25 protein-coding genes and 3 riboswitches are annotated in these 25,935 nt (G+C 40.6%); of the genes, 15 read left to right on the forward strand and 10 right to left on the reverse strand.

Annotated features, from left to right (window positions below):
- Positions 1–104 precede the first annotated feature (104 nt).
- The 8 genes from ACIQXV_RS23615 (at position 105) to ACIQXV_RS23650 (ending at position 7,432) form a co-directional block, all read left to right on the forward strand.
- Positions 105–1,100, forward strand: coding sequence for an ABC transporter substrate-binding protein (locus tag ACIQXV_RS23615; RefSeq protein WP_402962804.1), 996 nt, complete (start codon positions 105–107; stop codon positions 1,098–1,100).
- A 12-nt stretch (positions 1,101–1,112) separates the two neighbouring features.
- Positions 1,113–1,403, forward strand: coding sequence for a thiamine-binding protein (locus ACIQXV_RS23620; protein WP_402962807.1), 291 nt, complete (start codon positions 1,113–1,115; stop codon positions 1,401–1,403).
- Positions 1,403–2,164 (forward strand): ABC transporter permease, encoded by a 762-nt coding sequence (locus ACIQXV_RS23625; RefSeq protein WP_402962809.1) that lies wholly within the window; start codon positions 1,403–1,405, stop codon positions 2,162–2,164. Before ACIQXV_RS23620 ends, ACIQXV_RS23625 begins: the two co-directional genes overlap by 1 nt.
- Positions 2,165–2,166: 2 nt before the next feature.
- On the forward strand, positions 2,167–2,907 hold the full coding sequence (locus ACIQXV_RS23630; RefSeq protein WP_402962812.1) for an ABC transporter ATP-binding protein: 741 nt from the start codon (positions 2,167–2,169) through the stop codon (positions 2,905–2,907).
- 14 nt (positions 2,908–2,921) lie between these two features.
- Entirely contained in the window at positions 2,922–3,686 is a 765-nt protein-coding gene (locus tag ACIQXV_RS23635) for a TatD family hydrolase (protein ID WP_402962955.1), read from the forward strand.
- Positions 3,687–4,034: 348 nt separating this feature from the next.
- Positions 4,035–4,598, forward strand: coding sequence for a biotin transporter BioY (locus ACIQXV_RS23640; protein WP_402962815.1), 564 nt, complete (start codon positions 4,035–4,037; stop codon positions 4,596–4,598).
- A 253-nt stretch (positions 4,599–4,851) separates the two neighbouring features.
- The gene (locus ACIQXV_RS23645) at positions 4,852–6,339 is read left to right on the forward strand and encodes an AMP-binding protein (RefSeq protein ID WP_402962818.1); all 1,488 of its coding nucleotides are present in this window, start codon (positions 4,852–4,854) and stop codon (positions 6,337–6,339) included.
- Positions 6,335–7,432: an acetyl-CoA C-acyltransferase gene (locus ACIQXV_RS23650; protein ID WP_402962958.1), complete on the forward strand. Its 1,098-nt coding sequence runs from the start codon at positions 6,335–6,337 to the stop codon at positions 7,430–7,432. Before ACIQXV_RS23645 ends, ACIQXV_RS23650 begins: the two co-directional genes overlap by 5 nt.
- A gap of 17 nt (positions 7,433–7,449) precedes the next feature.
- On the opposite strand, the gene ACIQXV_RS23655 is transcribed toward ACIQXV_RS23650, so the two are convergent.
- Positions 7,450–8,016 carry an MOSC domain-containing protein gene (locus ACIQXV_RS23655; protein ID WP_402962820.1) on the reverse strand — a complete coding sequence of 189 codons (567 nt, stop codon included), beginning with the start codon at positions 8,014–8,016 and terminating at the stop codon, positions 7,450–7,452.
- Positions 8,017–8,236: 220 nt separating this feature from the next.
- Between ACIQXV_RS23655 and yedE the strand changes: the two genes are divergently transcribed.
- Both yedE and ACIQXV_RS23665 read left to right on the forward strand, forming a co-directional pair.
- The gene (gene yedE, locus ACIQXV_RS23660) at positions 8,237–9,466 is read left to right on the forward strand and encodes a selenium metabolism membrane protein YedE/FdhT (RefSeq protein WP_402962823.1); all 1,230 of its coding nucleotides are present in this window, start codon (positions 8,237–8,239) and stop codon (positions 9,464–9,466) included.
- A gap of 69 nt (positions 9,467–9,535) precedes the next feature.
- Positions 9,536–9,715: a sulfurtransferase TusA family protein gene (locus ACIQXV_RS23665; protein ID WP_335513559.1), complete on the forward strand. Its 180-nt coding sequence runs from the start codon at positions 9,536–9,538 to the stop codon at positions 9,713–9,715.
- An 88-nt stretch (positions 9,716–9,803) separates the two neighbouring features.
- Here the strand turns inward: ACIQXV_RS23665 and ACIQXV_RS23670 are convergent, their stop codons facing one another.
- From ACIQXV_RS23670 to ACIQXV_RS23695, 6 genes are all read right to left on the reverse strand, one after another.
- Positions 9,804–10,511 (reverse strand): ABC transporter ATP-binding protein, encoded by a 708-nt coding sequence (locus ACIQXV_RS23670; protein WP_402962826.1) that lies wholly within the window; start codon positions 10,509–10,511, stop codon positions 9,804–9,806.
- The gene (locus ACIQXV_RS23675; protein ID WP_402962828.1) at positions 10,504–11,292 is read right to left on the reverse strand and encodes an ABC transporter ATP-binding protein; all 789 of its coding nucleotides are present in this window, start codon (positions 11,290–11,292) and stop codon (positions 10,504–10,506) included. The genes ACIQXV_RS23670 and ACIQXV_RS23675 overlap by 8 nt, the downstream gene beginning before the upstream one ends.
- Position 11,293: 1 nt before the next feature.
- On the reverse strand, positions 11,294–12,229 hold the full coding sequence (locus ACIQXV_RS23680; protein WP_402962831.1) for a branched-chain amino acid ABC transporter permease: 936 nt from the start codon (positions 12,227–12,229) through the stop codon (positions 11,294–11,296).
- A gap of 10 nt (positions 12,230–12,239) precedes the next feature.
- Complete coding sequence (locus ACIQXV_RS23685) at positions 12,240–13,118, reverse strand: branched-chain amino acid ABC transporter permease (protein WP_402962834.1); 879 nt, start codon at positions 13,116–13,118, stop codon at positions 12,240–12,242.
- Between the two features lie 76 nt (positions 13,119–13,194).
- The gene (locus ACIQXV_RS23690) at positions 13,195–14,376 is read right to left on the reverse strand and encodes an ABC transporter substrate-binding protein (RefSeq protein ID WP_402962836.1); all 1,182 of its coding nucleotides are present in this window, start codon (positions 14,374–14,376) and stop codon (positions 13,195–13,197) included.
- A 468-nt stretch (positions 14,377–14,844) separates the two neighbouring features.
- Positions 14,845–15,168, reverse strand: a complete 324-nt coding sequence (locus ACIQXV_RS23695) for a winged helix-turn-helix transcriptional regulator (RefSeq protein WP_402962839.1) — start codon at positions 15,166–15,168, stop codon at positions 14,845–14,847.
- Positions 15,169–15,360: 192 nt separating this feature from the next.
- On the opposite strand from ACIQXV_RS23695, the gene ACIQXV_RS23700 reads away from it, so the two are divergent.
- The 4 genes from ACIQXV_RS23700 (at position 15,361) to ACIQXV_RS23715 (ending at position 19,245) form a co-directional block, all read left to right on the forward strand.
- Positions 15,361–16,461, forward strand: coding sequence for an FAD-dependent monooxygenase (locus ACIQXV_RS23700; RefSeq protein ID WP_402962843.1), 1,101 nt, complete (start codon positions 15,361–15,363; stop codon positions 16,459–16,461).
- A gap of 58 nt (positions 16,462–16,519) precedes the next feature.
- Positions 16,520–17,251 (forward strand): GTP cyclohydrolase II, encoded by a 732-nt coding sequence (locus ACIQXV_RS23705; RefSeq protein WP_402962846.1) that lies wholly within the window; start codon positions 16,520–16,522, stop codon positions 17,249–17,251.
- Between the two features lie 243 nt (positions 17,252–17,494).
- The gene (gene ribD, locus ACIQXV_RS23710) at positions 17,495–18,583 is read left to right on the forward strand and encodes a bifunctional diaminohydroxyphosphoribosylaminopyrimidine deaminase/5-amino-6-(5-phosphoribosylamino)uracil reductase RibD (RefSeq protein ID WP_402962849.1); all 1,089 of its coding nucleotides are present in this window, start codon (positions 17,495–17,497) and stop codon (positions 18,581–18,583) included.
- Between the two features lie 101 nt (positions 18,584–18,684).
- Positions 18,685–19,245: a 5' nucleotidase, NT5C type gene (locus ACIQXV_RS23715; protein ID WP_402962853.1), complete on the forward strand. Its 561-nt coding sequence runs from the start codon at positions 18,685–18,687 to the stop codon at positions 19,243–19,245.
- 88 nt (positions 19,246–19,333) lie between these two features.
- On the opposite strand, the gene ACIQXV_RS23720 is transcribed toward ACIQXV_RS23715, so the two are convergent.
- Complete coding sequence (locus ACIQXV_RS23720; protein ID WP_402962856.1) at positions 19,334–20,533, reverse strand: phosphoglycerate dehydrogenase; 1,200 nt, start codon at positions 20,531–20,533, stop codon at positions 19,334–19,336.
- Between the two features lie 126 nt (positions 20,534–20,659).
- A riboswitch (ZMP/ZTP riboswitch) is annotated at positions 20,660–20,737 on the reverse strand.
- Positions 20,738–20,927: 190 nt separating this feature from the next.
- Between ACIQXV_RS23720 and ACIQXV_RS23725 the strand changes: the two genes are divergently transcribed.
- Positions 20,928–21,563, forward strand: a complete 636-nt coding sequence (locus ACIQXV_RS23725) for a histidine phosphatase family protein (protein ID WP_402962858.1) — start codon at positions 20,928–20,930, stop codon at positions 21,561–21,563.
- A 185-nt stretch (positions 21,564–21,748) separates the two neighbouring features.
- Here the strand turns inward: ACIQXV_RS23725 and metE are convergent, their stop codons facing one another.
- On the reverse strand, positions 21,749–24,040 hold the full coding sequence (metE, locus tag ACIQXV_RS23730; RefSeq protein ID WP_402962861.1) for a 5-methyltetrahydropteroyltriglutamate--homocysteine S-methyltransferase: 2,292 nt from the start codon (positions 24,038–24,040) through the stop codon (positions 21,749–21,751).
- Between the two features lie 151 nt (positions 24,041–24,191).
- Positions 24,192–24,384: riboswitch (cobalamin riboswitch) on the reverse strand.
- A gap of 93 nt (positions 24,385–24,477) precedes the next feature.
- Positions 24,478–24,588, reverse strand: a riboswitch (SAM riboswitch).
- A 71-nt stretch (positions 24,589–24,659) separates the two neighbouring features.
- On the reverse strand, positions 24,660–25,868 hold the full coding sequence (locus ACIQXV_RS23735) for an ornithine--oxo-acid transaminase (RefSeq protein ID WP_402962864.1): 1,209 nt from the start codon (positions 25,866–25,868) through the stop codon (positions 24,660–24,662).
- Between the last annotated feature and the right edge of the window lie 67 nt (positions 25,869–25,935).

A 25,935-nucleotide genomic window follows, 5' to 3' on the forward strand; every position in this document is an offset into this window, starting at 1 on the left:
CATAAGCACCGCACGAAGAAAAAGCGTTAGCTTTTTCGAGGAGGTCATACGCCGCTGACCAGGGCGCTTGCGCTTTTCTAATTATGTACATAGGAGGAAGAGGAATGAAAAAGTGGTTAATCGTATTATGTTCATTATTAATGATTGCGGGCTGTAGCAATCAGAATTCAGGATCAGAAACGAAAAAGAAAGACAAACACTCTCTGAAAAAGGTATCTGTTGTACTAGATTGGACACCAAACACGAATCATACCGGTTTATATGTTGCAAAAGAAAAAGGCTATTTTAAAGACGAAGGATTAGATGTGAACATCATTATGCCAGGTGATGCTGGAGCAGATCAGCTTGTGGCTTCAGGTAAATCAGAGTTTGGCGTAAGTTATCAAGAATCGATCACACAGGCCCGTATACAAGGCGTTCCTCTTGTTTCTATAGCAGCGATCATTCAACATAATACATCTGGTTTTGCCTCACCAGTTTCGAAGAACATTGTTACACCAAAGGACTTTGTAGGTAAAACATACGGTGGCTGGGGCTCACCTGTTGAAGAATCTGTTATTTCTTCATTAATGAAAAAAGAAAATGCCGATGTGAATAAAGTTTCGATTGTAAATATGGGAGATACTGATTTCTTTACAGCTGTGAAACGAGACATCGATTTCGCATGGATTTATTATGGCTGGACTGGTGTAGAGGCAGAGCTGCGTGGAGAAACGCTCAATATGGTGTACTTAACAGACTATTCCGATAAACTCGATTATTACACGCCAGTTCTCGCAACGAATGAAAACATGATTAAAGAAAACCCAGATACAGTAAAAGCTGTTGTAAAAGCTGTTTCTAAAGGATATGAATTTGCTATTAAACATCCATCCGATGCTGCTGACATTTTAATTAAAGCAGTGCCTGACTTGGATCCAAAGCTTGTTAAGAAAAGTCAAGAATGGTTAGCCTCTAAATATCAAGATGATGCACCGAGATGGGGCGAGCAAAAACAAAAAGTATGGGAAAATTATGCTTCATGGATGTTTGACAATGGACTTCTTGAGAAAAAGCTTGATTCCAAAGAAGCATTTACAAATCAATTTTTACCACAATAAGGGGGTTATGAAATGACAAATTCACTGATCAGTATTCAAATCATACCAAAAACAAAAAATGGCGAAAGTGTTATTCCTTATGTAGATGAAGCAATCCGAGTGATTCAAGAGTCAGGGGTAAAATTCGAGGTACATCCTCTTGAAACAACAATGGAAGGCGATTTACAGCAATTACTGCAGGTTATCACGAAAATGAACGATCGCATGATTGAGATGGGCAGCAGTAACGTTATCTCCCAAATAAAAGTTTTGTACCAACCATCTGGCATCTCCATGGGTCAACTTACGGAGAAATATAGATAATGATAAAAATCATATCGAAAGGGTGGAGACCATTACTGGTTCTCCTCCTTTTATTCATTGTATGGGAAACGGTTGCAATTATATCCGAAATTCCAAATTGGCTTTTACCCACTCCGACAAAAATATTTTATGAGGGTTTTGATGGTTGGTCTAACTTTTACCCACATTTATTATCAACAATCAAACTATCTTTACTCGGATTTGCACTAGGTTTACTAATCGGTCTACTTACGGCTATTCTATTACACTTACTTCCTTTCATTCGGGAATCGATTTATCCGTTGCTCATCATATCGCAAAACATTCCGATTATCGTCCTAGCTCCTCTTTTAGTGATTTGGTTTGGCTTTGGATTATTACCCAAAATGATCGTCATCACGCTCGTTTGCTTTTTTCCCATCACGGTTGCCGCTTTAGATGGATTTAAGCAAACTTCCAATGAGTTAAAGCATTACATGATTATGGCAGGAGCATCGAATAAGCAATTATTTTGGAAGCTGGAGCTGCCCTATGCCCTTCCTTCCCTTTTTTCAGGTTTAAAAATATCCGCTACCTACAGTGTTATGGGTGCAGTTATTTCTGAATGGCTTGGAGCGAAGGATGGTATCGGTGTGTATATGACCCTTGCATCCTCATCCTTCCGAACAGATCGAGTTTTTGTGGCCATATTTGCGATTGTGACATTAAGTTTATTATTTTTTTCAATCATTGCTCTTATTGAGCGCTGGCTCGTTCGGTGGCAGTTGAAAGGGGCGAAATGAAAGTGAGTCATCTTAAGGTTTCCAATATTTCTAAGCAATTTGACAAGAATGAAGTGATCAAGAATCTCGCATTCACAGTTGAAAAGAATGAGTTTGTTTCCATTCTTGGGCCATCAGGTAGTGGAAAAAGTACGATTTTTAGTCTGATCGGAGGAATTCTCTCACCAGATCACGGAACCATTCATTTAGATCATCAAGTCATTAACGGAAAACGGGGATTTATTAGTTATATGCCACAAACCACTTCTCTCCTTCCTTGGAGAACGATTCTTGAAAATGTTTTGCTAGGGCAAGAGCTTCAAGGAAAAAAAGAGAAAGAAGCAGCATTAGAAATGATCGCTATCGCTGGATTATCTGGTTACGAAAATGCGTATCCTCATGAATTATCAGGTGGGATGAAACAAAGGGCATCCTTTATTCGAGCTTTATTAAGTCCTCAATCCATTATTTGTTTGGACGAACCTTTTTCTGCCTTGGATGAATTAACAAGACTTGATATGCAAAAATGGCTTTTATCGATTTGGGAAGAACATCGCAGAACCATCCTTTTTGTGACCCATAATATTGAAGAAGCATTATTTCTATCAGACCGAATTATTGTTTTATCCAATAAACCTTCTCAAGTAGCAGCCGAATTTCACGTTCCTTTTTCACGCCCAAGAGAGGAAAGTCTATTTCTAGAAGACAAGTTCTTAGAATGGAAAAGGAAAATTTACTATTCTCTCAAAAAAACAGGAGAGTGATTAAGTTGCTAAAAATGATTGATGCACATATTCATTTAGATCATTATAACAATCAAGAAATAAAGGATATCATTGAAAGGGACCCTTCTTTAGAAGCACTCATATCCGTTTCTTTTGATTTGGAATCCAGTAAAAAAAATATGGATCTTGCTAAGATATACTCAAAAGTTAAGCCTGCTTACGGTTATCATCCTGAACAAACGCCTCCTACAGAGGAACAAATGGATGAACTTTTCAATTGGATAAAGAGCAATCAAAAGAACATGGTCGCAATTGGTGAAGTGGGTCTTCCATATTATTTAGGAAAAGAACAAAAACTAACGACTCTTCAACGAGGCCCATACATTGAACTATTAGAAGCATTTATAAAACTAAGTAAAGAATTAGAAAAACCTATTATCCTTCATGCTGTTTATGAAGACGCCCCCATCGTTTGTGACCTTTTGGAAAGATACTCCCTTCCAAAAGCCCATTTCCATTGGTTCAAAGGTGATTCCAAAACGATAAAGCGAATGGCAGAAAACGGGTACTACATTTCTGTCACGCCCGATGTTTTGTATGAAGAGGAGATTCAACAGCTCGTTCAATTCTATCCTCTTCAACAAATCATGGTCGAAACAGATGGTCCATGGCCTTTTGAAGGACCTTTCACTGGAAAAATGACTCATCCTTCCATGATGAAAGAATCTATTAAAATCATCTCCCAAATCAAGAAGCTTTCAATAGATGAGGTTTATCATCACGTTTTTTATAATGCTAAATCATTCTTTTCTATTTAATGAAGAAAGAATACTGATTTCTCTGTTTAATGGATCTATATCAAAAATTAGCTTCGATCCCATAGGTTCCTCCAATAATTAAATAGATTTTCGTGCATAGAATCACCCGAATTTTGTCAAAGTAAGCGGCAGGGAATCTTTCACCAGCCGCCGCTTTTCTCTTTGTCCATCAGGAGTTTCTCCCCTAATGCAAATAGACCTTCCATTCGTGAAGGTTTCCCTTTGCCAATTGGTGATTTTGGTGTCCATATTTAAAATGTTAACCAAATTAAAAATTAAGTTGACAATGTTTATATCTCCCTTATAAAATGAAATTGAAAATATATAATATGCATTGGGAGATGGACGATGAAGATTTTAGATATTACATATGTTGCTTTACTAGCGGCTTTTATGGGAGTTTTAGGATTTATTCCTCCCATCATGCTTTCATTTACACCTGTACCGATTACCATCCAGACATTAGGTGTACTGCTAGCTGGTGGAGTGTTGGGCGGGCGCCTTGGAGCCATGAGCATGACGGTTTTCTTATTGGTTGTGGCAGCCGGTGCACCGCTTTTATCTGGCGGCCGCGGCGGCCCAGCTGTATTTGTCGGACCGAGCGCAGGCTACTTATTTGCCTACCCTCTTACCGCTTTTTGCGTCGGTTATTTAATATCTCGTTTTAGCAAATTAAAATTGGGCTACATATTACTGATAAACCTGACAGTAGGAATATTTTTGCTCTATTTAATCGGTATTCCTGTACAGGCTTTTATTTTGCATATTCCTGTTAATAAGGCAATCCTAACTAGTCTGGCTTACGTTCCCGGAGATCTTATAAAGGCAACCCTTGCATCCTTCCTTGTTCACAGGCTGTTGAAATCCCCTGTCATTAAACGGAACGTGCATAAAAACGCTGAGACACTTTAATGTGTCTCTTTTTCTGTGAAAAAGGGGCGGAGCGCCGCAAAAATGAATCACATTAACCAGTTAACGTGAAATACCCATTTCACTAGACGAAAGATGTGAAGTCTAGCCCTGCTCTCACCGCCTTTATTAGGTGACTACGGCTTGTTATCTAAATTTATTTCCATAGCAGGGTTGGGAGTTGAGGCTCAAGATAGTTTTTTATCAGCTTTTGGTTTAGACTTTTAATAGAATATGATAAAGAGAGGTATATCCTTTGCCTGCCATTACGGAAACTTACATAAAATCCGCTCAGCTTTTTCCAGATAAAATCGCGATTGAAACGGGAACTGAAAAAATTAGCTATCGCCTGTGGTCTAATCTGGTAAACCAGACTGCCAATTGGCTTGACTCGCTTAAGCTTTCTAATCAAACATTGGGTATGTTGCTGCCAAACGGCGCCTCCTTCCTTCAGCTTTTCACGGGGGCGGCCACCGCTGGCTGGACCTCTGTCCTCTTCGATATGAAATGGACGGAAGTAGAACTGCAAAACCGATTAACACTATCCGGCCCTTCCATTCTCGTTACAACGAGCGAGCTGTACCCAAAAGTCAAGCACCTCCATCCAGCCGTCCTGTTATGGGAAGATTGTCTTCAAGAAATCAAACATGCCTCCATAAATAGGAGTACGGTTGCGGAGGGAAATCTCCCATTTTATATGGGATTTACCTCGGGCACAACTGGGCAGCCGAAAGCATTCATTCGATCGCATAACTCATGGGTGGCAAGCTTTGACTGCAGCCGAATTGATTTTCAGCTGAACGAAGACGATCATGTTGTCATTCCAGGTGCGCTCATTCATTCCCATTTCCTGTATGGAGCCATTAGTACCTTATATTTGGGAGGGAGCATCTATCTTCCCGAAAAATTCTCTCCTGCCAAAACCCTATCATTAATCGAATCACAGTCTATCACCGCTGTCTATGTCGTGCCGACCATGATCGCCGCCTTACTTGCGAAAGGACAGAGCGTTGATAAACCGATTAAAATTCTTTCCTCCGGGGCAAAGTGGGAGGAGCATTCCAAGCAGCAGATACAGCGGATGTTTCCACGTTTTTCGATGTATGAATTCTATGGGGCGAGTGAACTGAGTTTTGTTACAGTGTTAACCGACAAGGATAATATCCGGAAACCAGGGTCAGTTGGCAGGCCCTGTCATCAAGTAGAAATTGAAATTCGTCGTTCTAACTCAGAGCTTGCACAACCGAATGAACCTGGGAAAATTTTTGTAAAAAGTAAGATGGTTTTCCTTGGATATTTAGATAAAAATGAAGCGAGCGATCATACCGGTCATCGGCGAATCCATTATATTTATGATGAAAATGGCTGGATAACGGTCGATGATATGGGATATTTAGATGAGGATGGTTTTCTCTATCTCTCCGGTCGGGAAAAAAATATGATTTTATACGGAGCAATCAATATTTTTCCTGAAGAAATTGAAAAAGTCATTAGTGCCCACCCGAATGTCGAAGAAGTAGCAGTTATCGGTATTGACGATCCTTACTGGGGCCAGGTTGCCGCGGCAGTCGTGAAAGGAACTACTTCAAAAATCGAGCTAAAACGATTTTGCAGACAGCATTTATCCTCCTTTAAAATCCCGCGCCTATGGTTTTTCATTGAGGAAATGCCGTATACAACAAGCGGTAAAATTGCCCGTCCGCAAGTGAAAGAATTTATTGAAAGCAAGGTGACGAACCATTAAAAGAGCCGTAATCGTCCAAGCGAAACGCACGCCGATTGGTAAAAAGAATGGCATGCTGCACACACTACAGCCCCATGAACTAGCAGCTCCTGTTCTCCACCAGCTGGCAGCCGGAATCGAAGAAAAAGTGGCAGATGTGATTTTAGGAAATGTAACGGGACCGGGCGGAAACATCGGACGGTTATCAGCTTTAGAAGCAGGGCTGCCTCTTTCCGTGCCCGGTTTAATGCTCGACCGTCAATGCAGCGCCGGTCTCGAAGCGATCCGGTTGGCGTGCTATTTCATTCAGGGTGGTGCGGGACTATGCTATATCGCCGGTGGGGTCGAAAGTTCAAGCACCTCGCCTTTTCATAAGCGAGCCCGCTTTTCTCCAGACAATATCGGTGACCCGGATATGCTGGAGGGAGCTGAATATGTCGCCAAAAAATACGGAATCAGTAAATGGCAACAAGATGAATTTGCCCTTCTGAGCTATGAACGGAGCTGGGAAGCGTTTGAAAAAGGTTTATATGCTGAAGAGATCATTCCTGTTTCTGATTGGGACAAGGACGAAGAGCTTTTTAAAAAGAGAAACATGGAAGCATTAATAAAACGGGCAAAACCAATTGTTTCTAAAGAAAACGGCACCGTTACAGCCGCCAACAGCTGCGGCATTCATGATGGTGCCGCAGCAGTGCTTGTGATGGAGGAGGAAACCGCTCATCGTCTCGGCTTTCAGCCAGTTCTTCGCTTTGTCGACAGTGAGGTTGCCGGAGTCCATCCCTACTATCCGGGAGCAGCACCTATTCCAGCCATCCAAGCTATATTGGAAAGAAATGCGCTAACGATCGAAAACATTGATTTGATTGAAATCAATGAGGCCTTTGCCTCAAAAATCGTCGCCTGTGCTAAGGAACTTTCGATTCCCTATGACAAGCTTAACGTTAGCGGCGGAGCCTTAACAATCGGACACCCGTACGGAGCATCCGGCGCCATCATAGTCACAAGAATTTTCTACGAAGTGCAACGGCGAAAAGAGGTAAAATACGCCCTCGCAGCCATTGGAAGCGGCGGTGGAATCGGCATCGCCGTCCTGTTTGAGGTTGTGAGATAATACGTGTCAAGCACCTATTATTGCATAGGATTGTTAAAATCATTGATCAGAATCTGAACTTCGTCCCTTTCGTGAATGGGTCCTGGCCTTTCAACTGCACAGACAATTCCCCGTCGCTTGTAACCGGCACGCACAAAACGGAAGGCCAGCTTTTCGTGATCTTCATAATGCTTTTGAATTTCCTCCCCTGGTAAGGTGCACGGCTGATTTTCCCCCATACAAATTAAACCTGCACCACTTGGAAACAGGATTCGTGATCCCATCGTGAGTTTAGTTAATTCAGGAAATCCTTTTACTAGGAGATTAGCCCCTAACCACTCTGGCCTTACTGATTCAACTCCTAATTCTTCAGCAATCCTGTCTAATTCTTCCACTGACACAATCGTTATTTGGCGGCGGTTTAGGATCTCAGTTCCTCTTGGATACATAGGCTGTCTTGAATCAGCCTTACTGGTAATTCCAAAATGACGATCCCCTCTAATGCCCCCGAATTCAAGATTCACTTCTGAAATCTGCCTCGTCACAAATGTCTCTGGAGTATCTGCTAGTAATAGCGCCTCTACGTTTGCCCACACTTTTTCCATAAATAATACCCTTCTTTCGCTCACTTTCAATGAGTAAAAAATGTACATACTCTTACCATATTAACCTTTACCATTTGTAAAATCATTTTTTACAAACCTCTTCCAATTTAGTGACAAATTTTCCAACTTTATTAACAGCTATTGATGATTACTTTAAAACATTTATAATAAATATTTATGGAATATATAAATTTATATTATAGAGGAGTTGTGGATTTCAATGAAGCTGTATCAGAAAATCTTAAATGAATATTGGAATCCCTACATAGCCATCAGTATTGCGGGATTGGTTAGTGCGTTATATTTTGGCATTACCGGGACAGTATGGGCTGTAACAGGTGAATTTACTAGATTCGGAGGTCACATCCTACAGTGGTTTGGGGTAGATGTTTCACAGTGGGCTTATTTCAAACTAGTTGGTATCGAAGGAACCCCCATTACCCGTACAGATGGGTGGATTGTTATCGGGATGCTATTTGGTGCCCTCATTACGATTTTGCTTAGCAACAGCTTCAAGATTCGTGTTCCAAAGCAAAAACGCCGCTTAGCCCAAGGATTTATTGGCGGAATTATCGCGGGATTTGGTGCACGCCTTGCTCTTGGGTGTAATTTAGCTGCCTTTTTTACTGGTGTACCACAGTTTTCCTTTCACTCATGGATTTTTATGCTTACGACAGCGATCGGAACCTTTTTTGGTGTTAAAGTCGTTAATACAAGATGGTGGCGTGGTAAGCCCAACTTGCGCAAAGGATCTGTTAATCCGGTTGTGTCGGAGCATGCACAAAAATCTAAAATCCAACCAATTTTAGGTTTGCTTTTCGCTTGTGTTTATACTGGGATTGTTATTTACTTTTTCATCGCAGGCAAGCCTCTCTTAGCAGTTGCTTGTATCGCTGGCGCTCTCTTTGGCATTCTCATTGAACGAGGTCAAATCTGTTTTACTTCCGCTTTCCGCGATTTATGGATTAGCGGACGTGCAGTGATGTCTAAAGCAATCGCAGTTGGTATGATGATTAGTGTAGTGGTTACGTTTTTCTATATTCAAAACGGTTCCATCGCCATCATTAAAATGGCTGCCCCAAGCACCGCTATTGGCGGACTGTTATTCGGATTTGGTATCGTTCTTGCCGGCGGCTGTGAAACTGGCATGATGTATCGTGCGATGGAAGGACAATTGTTATACTGGGTTGTAGGCGCAGGAAATATCGTTGGAGCCACCGTTTTAGCCTATTGGTGGGATCACCTTGGAATCTATCATGCATTAACTGAAAATTGGCCAAAAGTAAACTTGATGGAATTATGGGGACCTGCTGGAGCCCTGATTGGAACGATTGCCATGCTGATTGCTTGGTTCTTCCTTTCCAACTGGTGGGAAAAAAGGTTCCGTTATGGAGCTGGGATTAAACACAAAAGTAATGAACAACTTGCACATCGAACAAAGGAGGCATAAATAATGTCACAAGTAATAGATGTAAATTACACCTTAGACATTCGCGGAGAGCCTTGACCATATCCTGTTATTTATGCGCTGGATGCGCTAAAAACGATGAAAATCGGCGAAGTCTTACAAGTCATTGCTGACTGTCCGCAATCATTTAGAAGTGTCCCGGAAGAGGCAGTCAAGCATGGCTACCAACTCATCACTGAACCGAAAAAGGTTGGACAGGACATTTATTTTTATATTAAGGTTGTAAAATAGGTAAAGATCTAGCTGTCCTCAAAAATGGTGCCAGACCCCCTGTGTGGTAAAGCAACACATCGGGGGTCTGGCACCTCCTTTAGTAACTCTATAAACCACCTAGGTAAGCTTTTTTTATTTCTTCACTTGCTTGAAGCTCAGCAGCTGTACCGGAAACGACTACACGTCCGGTTTCAATCACATATGCCCTGTTTGCAATCGCCAATGCCATATTGGCATTTTGTTCAACAAGTAAGATGGTTGTTCCATCGCGATTAATTTGTTCAATAATGCTAAAAATCGTTTTGACCATAAGTGGCGCCAAGCCCATCGAAGGCTCATCCAGTAAAAGCAATTTCGGTTTTGCCATAATGGCTCTCCCCATGGCCAGCATTTGTTGTTCTCCACCGGATAGTGTTCCAGATAACTGCTTCCTTCGCTCAAGCAGTCTGGGAAACAGTTCATATACCTTTTGGATATCTTTGCGAATTTCACCGGAGTTCTTTCTTAAATATGCACCAAGCTCAAGATTTTCTTCTACGGTCATGTTCGCGAAAACGCGTCGCCCTTCAGGAACATGAGAGATCCCAGCCTTCACAATCGATTGTGGCTGATTACCAGCAATCGAACCGCCTACATACTCGATTTTCCCTGATTTCGGCTTGAGCAGCCCGGACAAGGTCTTTAAAAGCGTACTTTTTCCTGCTCCGTTCGCTCCAATTAAGGTTACAATTTCTCCGTCCTTTACCTCTAACGAAACCCCTTTAAGTGCCTGAATATTACCATAAAATACATCAATATTGCTCACATTAAGCATGGTCGCCCGGCGCCTCCTCTCCTAAGTATGCCTCTATTACTTTGGGATGGTTACGAATCTCATTTGGTGTTCCATCTGCAATCAGCTGCCCATGGTCTAAAACATAAATACGTTCACAGATTCCCATGACGAGCTGCATATCATGTTCAATTAAGAGAATCGTTAAATCAAACTGTTTTCGGATAAAAGCAATTAATTCCATCAATTCGTGTGTTTCTTGTGGATTCATCCCAGCTGCCGGCTCATCCAGCAGTAATAGCTTCGGACCTGCTGCTAAGGCCCTGGCAATTTCTAATCGGCGCTGCTGCCCATAAGGTAAATTTTTTGCCTTTTCATCTTTAAAGCGATCCAATTGAAAAATCTTTAAAAATTCAAGAGATTTTTCTTCCATTACCTTTTCTTCGGAAAAATGGGAAGGCAGCCGAAGAATTGAGCTCAAAATCGAGTGTTTGGCTAAAGAATGATAGGCCACTTTTACATTATCCAATACCGATAATTCGCTGAATAGGCGAATATTTTGGAAGGTACGACTGATTCCATTCCGTGTCACTTGGTATGGTGCAAGTCCATTAAGGCGTTTGCCGTTAAACAAAATTTCACCCTCAGTCGGTACATATACACCCGTTAGCAAATTAAAGCTTGTCGTCTTTCCGGCACCATTCGGTCCAATCAAACCAACAAGTTCTCCTTGATTGAGCTCCATATTTAAGTCAGAAACAGCTTTTAATCCACCAAAGTGAATCCCCGCATTTTTAACCTGCAGTAAAGACTTACTTCCCACATTAGTTCCTCCCTTTCACCGGTTTCCACTTGAATAAATCGGTTATTTCTCGTGTACCCATCAATCCCTGAGGACGGTATAACATCACGACGACCAACACCAAACTATAGATAATCATTCGGGTTTCTGGATACTCCTGCAAGAAAGTGGAGATGACAGTTAACAGAATCGCTGATATAACCGAACCTGATAAGCTTCCAAGCCCACCTAAAACAACAAAGATTAAAATATCAAATGATTTTAAGAAGCCAAAATTGGTGGGCTGGATAATAAAAAAGTTATGAGAATATAAACCGCCTGCAATTCCGGCAAAAAAGGATCCAAGGGCAAAGGCGATAACTTTATAAAAAGTGGTATTGATCCCCATCGCATCTGCGGCAATTTCATTTTCCCGTATCGCAATACATGCCCGTCCATGTCTAGAATTGGTAAAGTTAGTGATGACTACAATTGTAATGATGAGACAAACAAAAGTAGTTGTCCAAGTGGTCAAATGGGAAACCTGCATCCCAGCAGCACCACCAACATAATCAAAATTCAAGAATATAATTCGAATAATTTCAGCAAAACCAAGGGTGGCAATCGCCAAATAGTCACCTCTTAACCTTAATGTCGGTATGCCGACAACAAGACCTGCCAGAGTCGCTATGATTCCCCCTGCAACGATTGCGATTACGAAAGGCAATTCTAATCTCATCGTGAAAATAGCTGATACATAAGCACCAACTGCCAAGAAACCAGCATGACCAATGGAGAACTGTCCGGTAATCCCAATGACGAGGTGGAGGCTGACAGCTAAGATAATATTAATGGATATTAAAATGAGCATATTACTATAGAAAGGATTTACAATCCCAACATTTATTAAATAGTTAATGATTCCATAAAGAATGACGGATAGAATCAGAAATAGCCAAAATCGTTTTGATTTCTTCATTTATAATCACCTATACTTTCTCTCTTGTATTTTTACCAAAGATGCCAGAAGGTCTAAAGATTAGAATGAGAATCAAAATGATAAACGCGGCTGCGTCCCTCCATAAAGAAAATCCCACGGCACTGACAACGGATTCCACCACACCAAGGATAATTCCTCCAACCATCGCACCAGGAATACTGCCGATCCCACCTAAAACGGCAGCAACAAAGGCCTTTAATCCAGGGATCACTCCCATCAACGGTTCAATCTTTGTATAGTAGACTCCAAAAATCACGCCTGCTGCTCCTGCTAAAGCGGACCCAATCGCAAACGTAAAGGAAATCGTACGGTCGACATTAATCCCCATTAATCTAGCCGCATCCATATCATGTGATACCGCCCGCATCGCCTTACCCATTTTCGTACGGTGAACAATAAATTGTAAAATAATCATCAATACGATGGATACTCCTAAGATGAAAAGTGATTGGCTGTTAATTTGGATACCAAACAGATTAATCGTGTTGTTTGGCAGAACGTCACTTGGATAGGCCTCTGGCTGTGCCCCACGGAAGTAGATAACTCCGTATTCAATTAAAAGGGACATCCCAATCGCCGTAATTAAAGCAGCAATTCTCGTAGCATTTCGAAGCCGTTTATAGGCAATTCGTTCAATTAAGACACCAAATACAGCACAGAAAGCCATTGATAATACAAGTGCTGGAAAGAAGCTTAATCCCCATCCCGTAATCGCATAAAACCCAACAAAGGCACCAACCATAAAAACATCACCATGTGCAAAATTAATCAATTTAATGATTCCGTATACCATTGTGTAGCCTAATGCGATTAAGGCATAGATGCTGCCGAGTGAAATTCCGTTTATTATTTGTTGTAACCACTCCATGTGTTGACACTCCTTCTAGGTTAGCTATACAAAAGTAAAATGGAAGGATTATCCTTCCATTTTACTAGGTTGTTTATTAAGGATTAACTTTCGTGTTGAACACTTGTTTACCATCTTTATACTCTAAAACAGTTGCTGTTTTAATAGGATGGTGATTTTTATCAATCGATAATACCCCAGTAATAAGGCTTAAATCTTTGGTTTTTGCTAATGCTTCCTGAATTTTGCTTGAATCTGAACTTCCGGCACGCTTAATTGCATCCGCTAAGAAATAAACTGTATCATAGCCAAGAGCATTGAAGGCGTTAGGAGCTTCGCCATTGTTCTTGTCTTTAAATGCCGTTACAAACTTTTGTACCTTTTCATCTGGGTCTTCAGAAGAGTAATGGTTGATTAAGAATGTATTATTTAACGCGTCAGGTCCTGCTAATTCTACTAACTTTGGAGAATCCCAGCCGTCAGCTCCCATTAATGGCGCTGTAATACCTAATTCACGTGCTTGTTTTACAATTAACCCTACTTCCTCATAATAACCAGGAATAAAGATGAAGGATGGGTTTTTCGCTTTGATTCGAGTTAAGGTTGCACGGAAATCAGTATCCTTGGCTACATATGCCTCTTTAGCTACAATCTTACCACCCGAAGCTTTAAAGGTTTCCTCAAAGGCTTTTGAAAGACCTTTTGCATAATCACTTGAGCTGTCAGCAAAAATGGCTGCATCCTTTATTTTTAAATTATTCGCTGCAAAATTTGCAGCTACCGTACCTTGAAATGGATCAATAAAAGAAGTACGGAATACGAAGGGTCTTACTTTCCCTTTATCATCAACCGTAACACTTGGGCTTGTTCCTCCAGGAGCGATTAGAACTGTTTTCGTATCATTGGCAACTTGTGCTTGAGCTACAGTATTTCCGCTCGTTGCTGCTCCAATCACTGCATTTACTTTATCTTGGCTTGTTAACTTAATAATGCCGTTTGCAGCTTCTGCTGTCTCTGACTTATTATCAACTTTTATGATTTCAATCTTTTTACCCTCTACGCCACCAGCTTTGTTAATCTCATTAACAGCTAATTCCACACCACTAGCCATTGACTCGCCGTAAGATGCAACATTACCGGATAGTTCCAAGTTCACTCCCAGTTTGAAAGAATCTGAAGCTGCTCCTCCGCTTGCACTGTCCTTCGGTCCTGAACACCCAGCAAGTATGCCAGCAACTAATGCTGACGCCATAACCACCTTACTAAATTTCTTTTTCATAAAATAATCCCCCTTCTATAATTCTCTAATTTTTCTGACATCAACATCCGAAAATTAGTATAATCTAATAGAAATTAATTTGTATAGCAACAAAATTAATTAACTATTAGTATAGTAAAACAATTTTTTCTTTTCGTCTAGTATATTATTTAATATTTCTGAACCTTATATTTTTTAGAAAAATCGATAGCGCTTACATTATGAATTTATAAATAATGTTGATATACAAAGGAATTTAATGTTGTTTTTTTCAACATAGGATACAACAAACTATTAAAAAGAGAATAATAACTGACAACATAAATATTATTTTACTATCACTGAAATACTATCCTTTTTCTAGTAGGAAATGAATTATGTCTGGCATCCTACACTTTCTTTATCCCATTTTTACATCTTCATCATCGTATATTTTCAGACTTTTGTCTCCTAATAAAGAAAAGCAAGGGGAACCGTCCCCTTGCTCCATTATTGATCCGATTCAACTGGCACCCAGGTTTGAGACCAATTTTCTATTTCTTTTATGATTGGTTTTAAGGACAGCCCTTTTTCTGTTAAGGAATATTCAATGCGTACCGGCGTTTCCGGGAATACCTCGCGTTTAACGATTCCTTGATTTTCTAATTCTTTTAGCCGCTCCGAAAGAACCCTTCCACTTATTCCTATTGAGGATTCTAAGGTACAGAATCGTTTCGCCCCTGTGAGCAGCTGATAAATGACAAGACCTGTCCAGCGCTGGCTCATCATCACCATCGCTTTTTCGAATCGCGGGCATATTTCAGGCTGGTTCATGGTTCTCCCCCCTATCAGGATATTTTCAAATTACAAATACCAATATAATTACAATACACAATAAAATTGTTTGACACAAGTAAGTTTTAAAAATATAATTAGTTACATAAAGTAAGTAACTATAAATTTCGTTTATTATTAATCAAAAGACATTCTCGGATATGACGAGATCCAATAAGGTGGTCCTAAAACATGAATCTTGAAGCAGATGTTTGTATTGTTGGTGCCGGTCCAGGCGGCGCATTACTAGGATATTTGCTTGCGAAAAATGGCATATCAACGATTGTTCTCGAACGTCACGCGGGAATCGACAAAGAATTTCGCGGTGAACATCTCAATCAAGACGGAGAGCAGGTTTTAAAAAAATATAATTTGTTTGATCAAGTAAAACAAGCCGGGCTGCTATTAATGGAACGAATCGAATATTGGCATCACGGAAACATCATAAAGACAGTCACACCTGCAGATGGTGAACAGCATGTCGGCATCCATGTCCCGCAAAGGAATTTATTAAGTGTGTTGATTCAGCAATCTACACCATATAAGGATTACAAGCTTATGATGGGGACAAAGGTGACTGAGCTTTTATTCTCGAAAAATGGCAGTGTTAATGGTCTAAAGGCTATAAAGGGCGATGAAGAAATGATCATTACATGCAAGATTGTTGTTGGTGCAGATGGCCGTTTTTCAACAGTCAGAAAGCTTGCGGAGATGTCATTCAAAACCATAAAACATGGATATGACTTGCTGTGGGCAAAGATTCCAAGCCCGAAAGATTGGGAGCCAACCATTAAAAATGCATTGGTCGCCGGTAAGCAGCTTGCTTTATTTACCCAGGCAGGCGGTTTTATACAGATTGGCTGGAATATTGAAGAAGATTCCTTTCCAACATTGAAAAAGCAATCCTTTGCGCCTTTTATTGAGCAAGTAATCGAGGCTTATCCGGAATTAACTGAAACCGTTCGTCAGCACATTCAATCTTGGAACGATTTTATTTTATTAAAAGTGCAAAGCTGTCAATGCCCAACATGGGCGAAGGACGGGGTCGTCATTTTCGGGGATGCCGCCCATACGATGAGTCCAACAGGTGCCTTTGGCATCAATTGTGCACTTTTAGATGCAGATGTTTTGGCAGATGTCATTATCGAGGCACTAGACAAACAAGATTTGAGTGCAGCCCAATTAAGAAAAGTAGAACATATTAGGCGAGCAGACATCGAGAAATTACAAAAACAGCAGTTAGTAAAAGAAGCATCCTATCAAGACAATTTTAACGTTGCCGTTCTATCATAACGAAGATGTTTCGAACATACTTGAAATCTATTAAAATATTGTTTTGGAGGAATGAATTATGGTACAAGTTCAATTAAAATCAGATGTTCTCTCTTTATTAGAGGATAAAATAAAGTTAATAAAAAAAGGCGAAGGAGCCATTTACCTTGTAGGACCAATTAAGCTGCCAGTCAATTTATACGGTAAAACAGTTGAATTTAAGTGGTATAGCTGGTTGAAGAGCGAAAATGTATCGGAGGATTTCCAGCAAGTCATTAATAAATTATCGTCTGCAAATCTAGCAGACTTCCAACAATCAAGTGTCCTAGTCTATGGGGATTTTGAATTTGGAGAGGATGCATTGATTAGAATGCACTCCATCTGTCATACTGGTGATATCTTTGGAAGCAAACGCTGTGATTGCGGGTTTCAGCTTAAACAATCCATGAAAATGATTGCCGAGCACGGAACAGGCGCATTATTTTATTTAGCCAATCATGAAGGCAGAGGAATCGGCTTATTTAGCAAGGCAATGGCCTATATTCTTCAAGAAAATGGATACGATACAGTTGAGGCGAATGAGGGACTAGGTTTTGCGGATGACAGTAGAAACTACGAAGACGCAATCGAAGTTCTTAAAGCATTACGATTAAAGCCTGTTACACTTATTACCAACAATCCGAAAAAACTGAAAGCCTTGAAAGCAGCAGGTGCATCAGTATCCGGAAGGACGCCTTTATGGGGGGATATCTCCGAGTATAACGAGAAATACTTACAGACGAAAGTAAGAAAATCAGGCCATATGGCGTAAAATTGTTAGAATGTTTTCGTTAACATTGTGTTTCTAGATAAAATCGCCACAAAAAACCACCTTAAGGTGTATAATTACACTTTATTTGTGGGTGATCTTAATTTATTTGCGAATCTGAGACGTTTATTTGCGAATCTGGCATGTTTATTTGCGAATTCAGCCAGTTTATTTGCGAATCAAGATAAGCAACAATTAGAATGTTGTGAAACACCATCTGAAATGGCAGGAGGATTAAGGCGCTATATGATGAATGATGAATTTTATATGCAACTGGCATTGAAAAATGCCCAAGCCATGAAAGGTCAAACGGATCCGAATCCGCTGGTTGGTGCCGTGATTTTGAACGACAACAGAATCGTTGGGGTTGGGGCCCATTTAAAAGCTGGTGAACCGCATGCTGAAATTCATGCGCTTCGTATGGCTGGGGAACACGCAAAAGGCGGTACCATTTATGTGACACTTGAGCCTTGTTCCCATCATGGCAGAACGGGTCCATGTGCAGTTGCCCTTGCCCAGGCCGGAATTAAAAAAGTGGTCATCGCGACGCTGGATCCGAATCCGGTTGTAGCAGGAAACGGGGTGAAGATTCTCCTAGATGCTGGAATTGAGGTCATTACAGGGGTTTGTGAAGAAGAATCACGCCGGATGAATGAAGTTTTTAATACATTTATAGTGGAGAAAAAACCGTTTGTCACCTTAAAAGCAGCAACCACCCTAGATGGCAAAATCGCGACCCATACTGCCAGCAGCAAATGGATTACGTCCGCGGATGCAAGGCAGGATGTTCATCAGCTGCGAAGTGAAAATATGGCAATCCTGGTCGGGGTGAATACGGTTATTCATGATGATCCTGAATTAACTTCGAGAATACCGAATGGGCGGAACCCAATCAGAGTGATTTTGGACTCTACACTTAGAATTCCTTTAGAATCTAAGGTAGTTACCGATAAAAAAGCAGAAACTTGGATTTTCACTAGTGAAAATTATGACAAAGAAAAACGGAGAATCTTAGAGGATTGCGGGATTTCCATTTTTGTAACGAGCGGCTTAAATAAGGTTCATGCATCTGATGTAATGAAAATCCTAGGAGAAAAGCTTGTTTCTTCGGTTTTAATTGAAGGTGGCGGAACCATTAGTGCCTCTCTTTTAGAAAATCACTTAATAGATAAAGTAGTCCTCTATATCGCTCCTAAATTAGTTGGCGGAGAGAATGCCCTAACCTTTCTAGAGGGTACAGGAATTGAAAAAATGAGTGATGCAGTCGAGTTAGCCAATTTAACCGTAACACCAATTGGAAAAGACTTTAAATTTACAGGATATCCTATTTACTAAAATATGGAGGGCGCTGTGGCGCTGTCCATTTTTCATCCCGCATTAACGGGCAGTAAGATCCCCACTGATTGAAGTTTCACTTTATCGAATGAGGTGTTTTGATGAGATTTGGTTTTGATATTGATGATACACTGATTAATTTAAGAGAGTATGCCTTTCATCTTTATAATCAAAAATTAGACCAGGAGCTAGGTCTCGACATTTTCCAAGCATTAAAAACAGTCGAGATTCATGAGCCATTTGGGATGACGGCAGAAGAAGGCAAACAAATGTGGAACAATACGTTAGAAGATATTTACTATAACGCTTGTCCCGCCTTTCCGGGAGCAGTCGACCTATTGCAGGAGTTAGAAAAGCAGGGCCATGAAATTTTTTATATCACGGCAAGGAATCAGGAGCATGGGGAGCGCACGAAGAAATGGTTAGTTGAACAAGGGTTTCCAGTTCATGATGAACGATTCTTCTGCGGGATGAAGGACCATGAAAAAGTGAATATTATTAAACAATTACATTTGGATTATTACTTTGACGACAAGCCAGAGATTTTGGATACTTTATCTGGACAATCCATAAAGGTGTATCTAAAGGATCAATCATATAACCGGCACGTAAGCATGCCGCGGATTAAAGATTGGACTGAATGGAATAACATTGAAAAATAACTTGTGTGAAAGAGTCTTATATTTTTGAAACAAAGGGACGGTCTCATGCTGCCCGGCAAAAAGAAGCAAGAAAACCGTCCCTTGTGTCTTAAATAATCCGTGCTGTTATGATGCCTTCGATTTGGTTGATCTTTTCTACTAGACCAGGAATGATGTCACCGTTTATTTGATCGTCAATATCAATCATCGTATAGGCGTATCCCCCACGGCTTCTGTTCACCATGTCAGCGATGTTTAAATGATAGCTTGAGAAAGCCGAGGTGATCTGTCCGACCATGTTTGGTACGTTTTGGTGGAAGGCTGCTACGCGTCCCTTTCCTGTAAACGGAAGGGAAGCATTTGGAAAATTCACCGAGTTTTTGATGTTTCCTGTTTCCAGAAATTCCTTGACCTGTCGAGCCGCCATAATTGCACAGTTTTCCTCTGATTCTCTGGTTGAGGCTCCAAGATGCGGAGTGCAGATTGTATTTTTCATTTTCAATACATTTTCATTCGGGAAGTCTGTCATATATTTCCCAACGATTCCATCTTCCAGTGCAACAGCTATATCGATTTCATTCACAAGCTCCCCGCGTGAGAAATTCAAAATATGAACACCTGGTTTCATGGTGCTGAATGCTTGTTTATTAAACATTTCTTTTGTTTCATTTGTTAATGGAACATGGACAGTAATATAATCGGACTCAGCAAACAGTTGTTCAAGCGTCATCGCACGCTGTACATTACGGGACAAGTTCCAGGCTGTATCGACAGAGATGAACGGGTCAAACCCAATAACATCCATATCCAAATCTAGCGCATCATTTGCCACTAGCGCACCGATAGCGCCTAAACCGATAACGCCAAGTGTTTTTCCTTTAATTTCTTTTCCAACAAACTGCTTTTTCCCTGCTTCGACAAGCTTTGGTATTTGTTCGCCCTCACCATCTAACGTCTTTGTCCATGCCACACCAGCAAAAAGGTTACGGGATAAAGCCATTAATGACGTTAATACTATCTCTTTTACCGCGTTTGCATTCGCTCCAGGTGTATTAAAAACAACGATTCCTTGCTCAGTACATTTTTCGACGGGAATATTATTGACACCGGCACCTGCCCGTGCAATTGCTTTTAAATTATTTCCGAATTCTAATTCATGCATATTAAAACTGCGGACAACAATGGCATCAGGATCCTCACTGTTATTGTCGACCGTAAAATGATCCTGATTGAATACCTTTAGGCCGCTTTCTGCAATATGATTTAACGTTTTAATTGTTTTCACTTTTTCTGTAATGAATGTGCTCATCTTGTATACCTCACTTTTTGTTTAGGATAATACGATTTTATAAATATCTGAAGCTGCTAACATATTGGAAAACCTATTGGCTATTTCCTCCAAATAAACAGAAAGAGGTAAGGGATCAAAATCCCTTACCTCTGCCCAGGCGAACGGCTCCCACACTATGTGCTCCCTCACGGTTATCCGCGTTCGCCAGTCACACATAGCCTTTTTCATTTGTTTCACTTTATCAAATTTTCAGATATGTTTCAAGCTTAAATATGAATTTATTTTTGAAAAAGCGTCTAACCCCCAGTGCGTTAAAGCTAAAACTCATCGGGGATCAGACACACTAGCCCTACTCTCACTCAAATGTATGTTAATATTCTATTTATAATCTTAAAAAAGTAGGTGTTTATAGTTGACTGTACCCAAAAAAGTAACGCTTTATTTTGTCCGGCATGGGGAAACTCAATTTAATGTGGAAAGACGGATGCAAGGATTTTGTGATTCTCCCCTAACAGAAAAGGGAATAGCACAGGCCAAAGCAGTAGGCAAAGGATTAGCGGACATTGAATTCAAAGCGGCCTATGCTAGTGAGAGTCAGAGGGTAGTAGATACTGCAAATCTTGCTATCGGTGTTAGAGAAATACCTCTATCAATCGATGCACGGCTTAAAGAAATGAACTTCGGTATCCTAGAATCCCTATTATTCACTGATATTTCCGCCCAATATGGAAATATACTAGAGACTTTATTTAGTCTTGAAGATTTACATTTATCTGCTCCCGATGGGGAATCCTATGTTCAACTTTTTTTGAGGACAAATATAGCTATTGAAGAGATTATTAAAAAACATGAAAGAGAAGGCGGAAATATTCTCGTATTCTCTCACGGGGTAACGATTGGTAACTATTTAATGCAATTAATGCAAACGAAAAAATATCTCCACCATGATAATTGCAGCGTTTCCGTTGTCAACTACTCGGGTGGCGATTTTCACGTTGATCGTGTGGCGGATACCTCTTTTAGAGAATTTGGAAATAACAGAGCCTGACCACATATTTATACCAATTGGAGGACAGGCATCTTTTAAAAATATTTTCTAAAAAGAAGCCTGTCCCTTTTATTACGGAAGATGATTAAATAGTTCAGATACAGAAAAAATAAAAAAGCCCTAGTCCGATTAACAAAACTTCTGGACTGGGCCTTTTTTAGATTTCAAATGCTTAATTATTATTCCTATTTCACGAGGAGTTCTTCTCTCGTTTGTTCTGCTGATTTCACCATGACTCGCAGTGCCGCGACCGTTTCATCAATACCTCGGGTTTTCAAGCCGCAATCGGGATTAATCCAGAATAGTTTTGGATCAAGTACTTGAAGTGCACGATGAATATTTCTGGTCATCTCTTCAAGCTGCGGGACACGCGGGCTGTGAATGTCGTATACACCAAGACCAATACCCTTATCATATGTATGGTCCTCAAAGGCATGAATGAGTTCACCATGGCTTCTTGAAGTTTCAATCGAAATAACATCTGCATCAAGCGCTTTGATTGCATTGATGATATGTTTAAAGTCTGAATAACACATATGGGTATGAATTTGCGTATCATTTTGAACAGAGGACGTCGCCAGTTTAAATGCATAAACAGCAGCCTCAAGATAGGCGGCCCATTTTTCACGTTTTAACGGCAGTCCCTCTCGAATGGCAGGCTCATCCACTTGAATCATACGGATTCCATTTTCCTCAAGTGTTTCCACTTCTTTTCGAAGTGCAAGCGCAATTTGATTTGCCACTGCATAACGTGAAATATCATTACGGACAAATGACCAGTTTAAAATCGTAATCGGGCCTGTCAGCATTCCTTTTACTGGTTTGCTTGTTAACGATTGGGCATAAACAGTTTCTTCAATTGTCATAGGTTTCTTGAATGCGACATCACCGTAAATAAGCGGCGGCTTCACACATCTTGAACCATATGACTGAACCCAGCCGTATTTTGTAAATTGAAATCCAGCTAATTTTTCACCAAAATATTCAACCATGTCTGTCCGTTCAAATTCTCCATGTACCAACACATCCAGACCGAGTTCTTCTTGAATATCAATCCACTTTTTTATTTCCGCCTTTATAAAGGCTCCATAATCACTATCGGTTAATTCGCCTTTCCGCCATTTTAAACGCTGTTTTCTGACTTCTTTTGTTTGCGGGAAGCTCCCTATCGTTGTCGTAGGAAGAACTGGTAATTGAAAAGCTTTTTCTTGAATTCCCTGCCGGACGGTAAATGGGGCTCTCCGCTCTGCTTGATCCTTCTGTAAGCTGAGTGCAGCTTCACGGACTTGAGTGTTATTTCGAATCGATGATTGATTTAATGTCTGAATCGCTCTGGTACTTTCTGCGATTTCCTTCTCGATCTCTTTTTTTCCATCGTTTATGCCTTTTGTAAGTATCACCGTTTCCGCTAATTTTTCATCAGCAAATGATAACGTATCTCTTAGCAACTCATCGAGCGTTTCTTCGATTTTTACTGTCACAGGTACATGCAATAAGCTTGATGACGGCTGAACAATTAGACTTGTTTTGGGAACAACCTCGGTAATCTCTGTAAGAATTGAAAATGTCTCCTCAAGATTCGTACGCCAAATGTTGCGACCATCAATTACTCCAGCTGCAAGGACCTTATTTTTTGGAAAGCCGTATTTTTTCAAGGCAGCAAGATTCTGACCTTCATCATGTACAAAATCCAGTCCAATTGCCTGAACAGGAAGTGAAATGACCTCTTCGTAATGCTCGATACTTTCAAAATAAGTTTGCAAGATCACCTTTACGTTGGGTGCTGCATCATGCAATGCCTGGTAGACTTCGTTAAATATAGCAATCTCTTCTTTTAAAATACTAGCAGCTAAAATCGGTTCATCGAATTGTACCCATTCTACGCCTTCTGCCTCTAGTTCGCGTAAAATTTCAGCATAAAGAGGGACAAATTGTTCGACAACTGCTTTAAACTCACTTTTGTTATAGCCTTTTGATAGCTTTACAAATGTAACCGGTCCTAATATAACAGGTTTTCCATGAATACCAAGTTTTTGTTTCGCCTCTTGGTAAAATTGAAGCGGGCGGTTTTCAACAAGAGCAGGCGCTGTTTCAGCAAGCTCTGGAACTATATAATGGTAGTTTGTATTAAACCATTTGGTCATTTCAGATGCAACTGCATCTTTCGTTCCTCGAGCAATATCAAAATAGGTTTCAAGTGGTATCTTCCGGCCGCTGTATTCAAATCGTCTCGGTACTAAACCGAACATAACGGCCGTATCTAGCACATGATCGTATAAGCTAAAGTCTCCAACCGGGATCAAGTCCACTCCCTGCTCCTGCTGCTTCACAAGCTGCTGCAGGCGAATCTCCTCCATTTGCTTTAAGAAGGCTTCTTTGCCTACTTTACCTGCCCAAAACTGTTCCAGTACTTGTTTCCATTCGCGTTTTTCACCAATTCTTGGGTACCCTAAATTTGAACTTAATACTTTTTCCATAATGGTTTTTCTCCCCTTTGTGTTTTGGTCCTCAACTAAAAAAATCTCTCTTTTCAAAATAAAAAGAGAGATTCATACGTATAGTTAACTAGAGTTGAGACCTTCTGGATTCCTCAACACGTATTCCTCACCCCCCTATATCCTCGTAGAGTATAAGTGCATACAACAGGCAGGTCTCCTGACTTTGGTTCATCGCTTCTTATCCCTTCCCATTTCAATATGAAACAGTGGCAGTTCGATAAGTCGCTCCCCATTACAGTGGCGGGACCGTGCCGGTATTTCACCGGTCTTCCCTTTTAAGCCGTGTAAATCATTTACACAGCACCTGAAGCTTTTGATATAAAGTTTTTAAAAACAGATTTGGAACCATTTATCTCGTGAAAAACAAAAAGTCTCTCTAATGGTACATAGAGAGACTTGCGAATCCTTTGTCATCCCTCTCATTTGCCAAAGCAATATGCCTTGCTGGAATTAGCACCTTTTTAACAAATTTGTTAAATGGTTGCTGGGCTTCATAGGGCCAGTCCCTCCGCCTCTCTTCATAAGAGCTTTTAATTTTTAAAAATGTTTTGAATTATTTGCAATAATAGCATGCAAAACAGGTACTGTCAAAGATTATTTATTTATAAGCCAAAACCTGTTTAATTTTTTCAACAGCCCAATCAATTTCTTCCTTTGCAATTATAAGCGGCGGCGCAAAGCGAATCACCGTATCATGGGTTTCTTTACATAACAGTCCTTCATCCTTTAACTGCTCACAATAAGGTCTTGCTTCCTCTGTTAGTTCAACGCCAATAAACAGGCCTCTGCCTCTAACTTCTTTTATAATTGGATTATTGATTGATTTTAATTGTTCAAGGAAGTAGTTTCCTAATTCAAGCGAGCGTTCTGCTAGTTTTTCATCTTCAAGCACTTCAAGTGCTGCAATCGAAACAGCACAGGCAAGTGGATTTCCACCAAAAGTTGAACCATGTGATCCTGGGTTAAATACGCCTAAAATATCAGCATTCGCTACGACACAAGAAATAGGGAATACACCACCGCCAAGTGCTTTTCCTAATATCAGCATGTCAGGATTGATTCCTTCCCATTCATACGCAAACATTTTACCCGTACGACCCAGACCTGCTTGAATTTCATCGGCAATAAACAAGACATTGTTTTCATTACATAAGTCAAATGCGGCTTTAATAAATCCTGCCGATGGAATGATAATCCCCGCTTCGCCTTGGATTGGCTCGATTAAAAATGCTGCAGTATTAGGTGTAATAGCTGCTTTTAACGCCCCGAGATCGCCATAGGGAATTAAGTTAATTCCCGGCAGCATCGGACCAAAGCCGCGCTTATATTCTGGATCAGACGATAAGGAAACAGCCCCCATTGTCCGGCCATGGAAGTTACCGGTGCAAGCAATGATTTCTGCTTGATTATCGGCAATTCCCTTAACATCATAACCCCAGCGGCGGGCAGCTTTAAGGGCAGTTTCAACGGCTTCTGCCCCTGTATTCATTGGGAGCGCCATGTTTTTATTGGTTAATTGACAAATCTTTTCATACCATGGACCAAGTTGGTCGTTATGGAAAGCACGGGAAGTAAGTGTCACCTTATCCGCTTGATCTTTTAAGGCTTGAATAATTTTTGGATGACGATGCCCTTGGTTAACAGCGGAATAGGCACTAAGCATATCCATGTAGCGGGTACCTTCCGGGCTTTCTACCCAAACACCCTCTGCTTTAGCAATTACGATTGGCAGCGGATGATAGTTATTCGCACCGAATTTTTCTGTTTGTTCAATGATTTCAGTTGTTTTTGCTGTTTTCATAGTCATTATGTTAGCTCCCTTCTTTATTTTTCCCAAAAGTAAGGACTTCAAGGAAGAAGACCCCTTTCGGAAA

The sequence above is a fragment of the Neobacillus sp. NPDC097160 genome (assembly GCF_044762155.1).
Classification (GTDB): Bacteria; Bacillota; Bacilli; order Bacillales; family Cytobacillaceae; genus Neobacillus.

Bases quoted from the DNA above. Each gene is read 5' to 3' on its own strand.
- ACIQXV_RS23615 (WP_402962804.1), top strand. From the start codon at position 105: ATGAAAAAGTGGTTAATCGTATTATGTTCATTATTAATGATTGCGGGC.
- ACIQXV_RS23620 (WP_402962807.1), top strand. From the start codon at position 1,113: ATGACAAATTCACTGATCAGTATTCAAATCATACCAAAAACAAAAAAT.
- ACIQXV_RS23625 (WP_402962809.1), top strand. From the start codon at position 1,403: ATGATAAAAATCATATCGAAAGGGTGGAGACCATTACTGGTTCTCCTC.
- ACIQXV_RS23635 (WP_402962955.1), top strand. From the start codon at position 2,922: ATGATTGATGCACATATTCATTTAGATCATTATAACAATCAAGAAATA.
- ACIQXV_RS23640 (WP_402962815.1), top strand. From the start codon at position 4,035: ATGAAGATTTTAGATATTACATATGTTGCTTTACTAGCGGCTTTTATG.
- ACIQXV_RS23655 (WP_402962820.1), bottom strand. From the start codon at position 8,016: ATGGAAAAAGTGTGGGCAAACGTAGAGGCGCTATTACTAGCAGATACT.
- yedE (WP_402962823.1), top strand. From the start codon at position 8,237: ATGAAGCTGTATCAGAAAATCTTAAATGAATATTGGAATCCCTACATA.
- ACIQXV_RS23670 (WP_402962826.1), bottom strand. From the start codon at position 10,511: ATGCTTAATGTGAGCAATATTGATGTATTTTATGGTAATATTCAGGCA.
- ACIQXV_RS23680 (WP_402962831.1), bottom strand. From the start codon at position 12,229: ATGAAGAAATCAAAACGATTTTGGCTATTTCTGATTCTATCCGTCATT.
- ACIQXV_RS23685 (WP_402962834.1), bottom strand. From the start codon at position 13,118: ATGGAGTGGTTACAACAAATAATAAACGGAATTTCACTCGGCAGCATC.
- ACIQXV_RS23690 (WP_402962836.1), bottom strand. From the start codon at position 14,376: ATGAAAAAGAAATTTAGTAAGGTGGTTATGGCGTCAGCATTAGTTGCT.
- ACIQXV_RS23695 (WP_402962839.1), bottom strand. From the start codon at position 15,168: ATGAACCAGCCTGAAATATGCCCGCGATTCGAAAAAGCGATGGTGATG.
- ACIQXV_RS23700 (WP_402962843.1), top strand. From the start codon at position 15,361: ATGAATCTTGAAGCAGATGTTTGTATTGTTGGTGCCGGTCCAGGCGGC.
- ACIQXV_RS23705 (WP_402962846.1), top strand. From the start codon at position 16,520: ATGGTACAAGTTCAATTAAAATCAGATGTTCTCTCTTTATTAGAGGAT.
- ribD (WP_402962849.1), top strand. From the start codon at position 17,495: ATGATGAATGATGAATTTTATATGCAACTGGCATTGAAAAATGCCCAA.
- ACIQXV_RS23715 (WP_402962853.1), top strand. From the start codon at position 18,685: ATGAGATTTGGTTTTGATATTGATGATACACTGATTAATTTAAGAGAG.
- ACIQXV_RS23720 (WP_402962856.1), bottom strand. From the start codon at position 20,533: ATGAGCACATTCATTACAGAAAAAGTGAAAACAATTAAAACGTTAAAT.
- metE (WP_402962861.1), bottom strand. From the start codon at position 24,040: ATGGAAAAAGTATTAAGTTCAAATTTAGGGTACCCAAGAATTGGTGAA.
- ACIQXV_RS23735 (WP_402962864.1), bottom strand. From the start codon at position 25,868: ATGACTATGAAAACAGCAAAAACAACTGAAATCATTGAACAAACAGAA.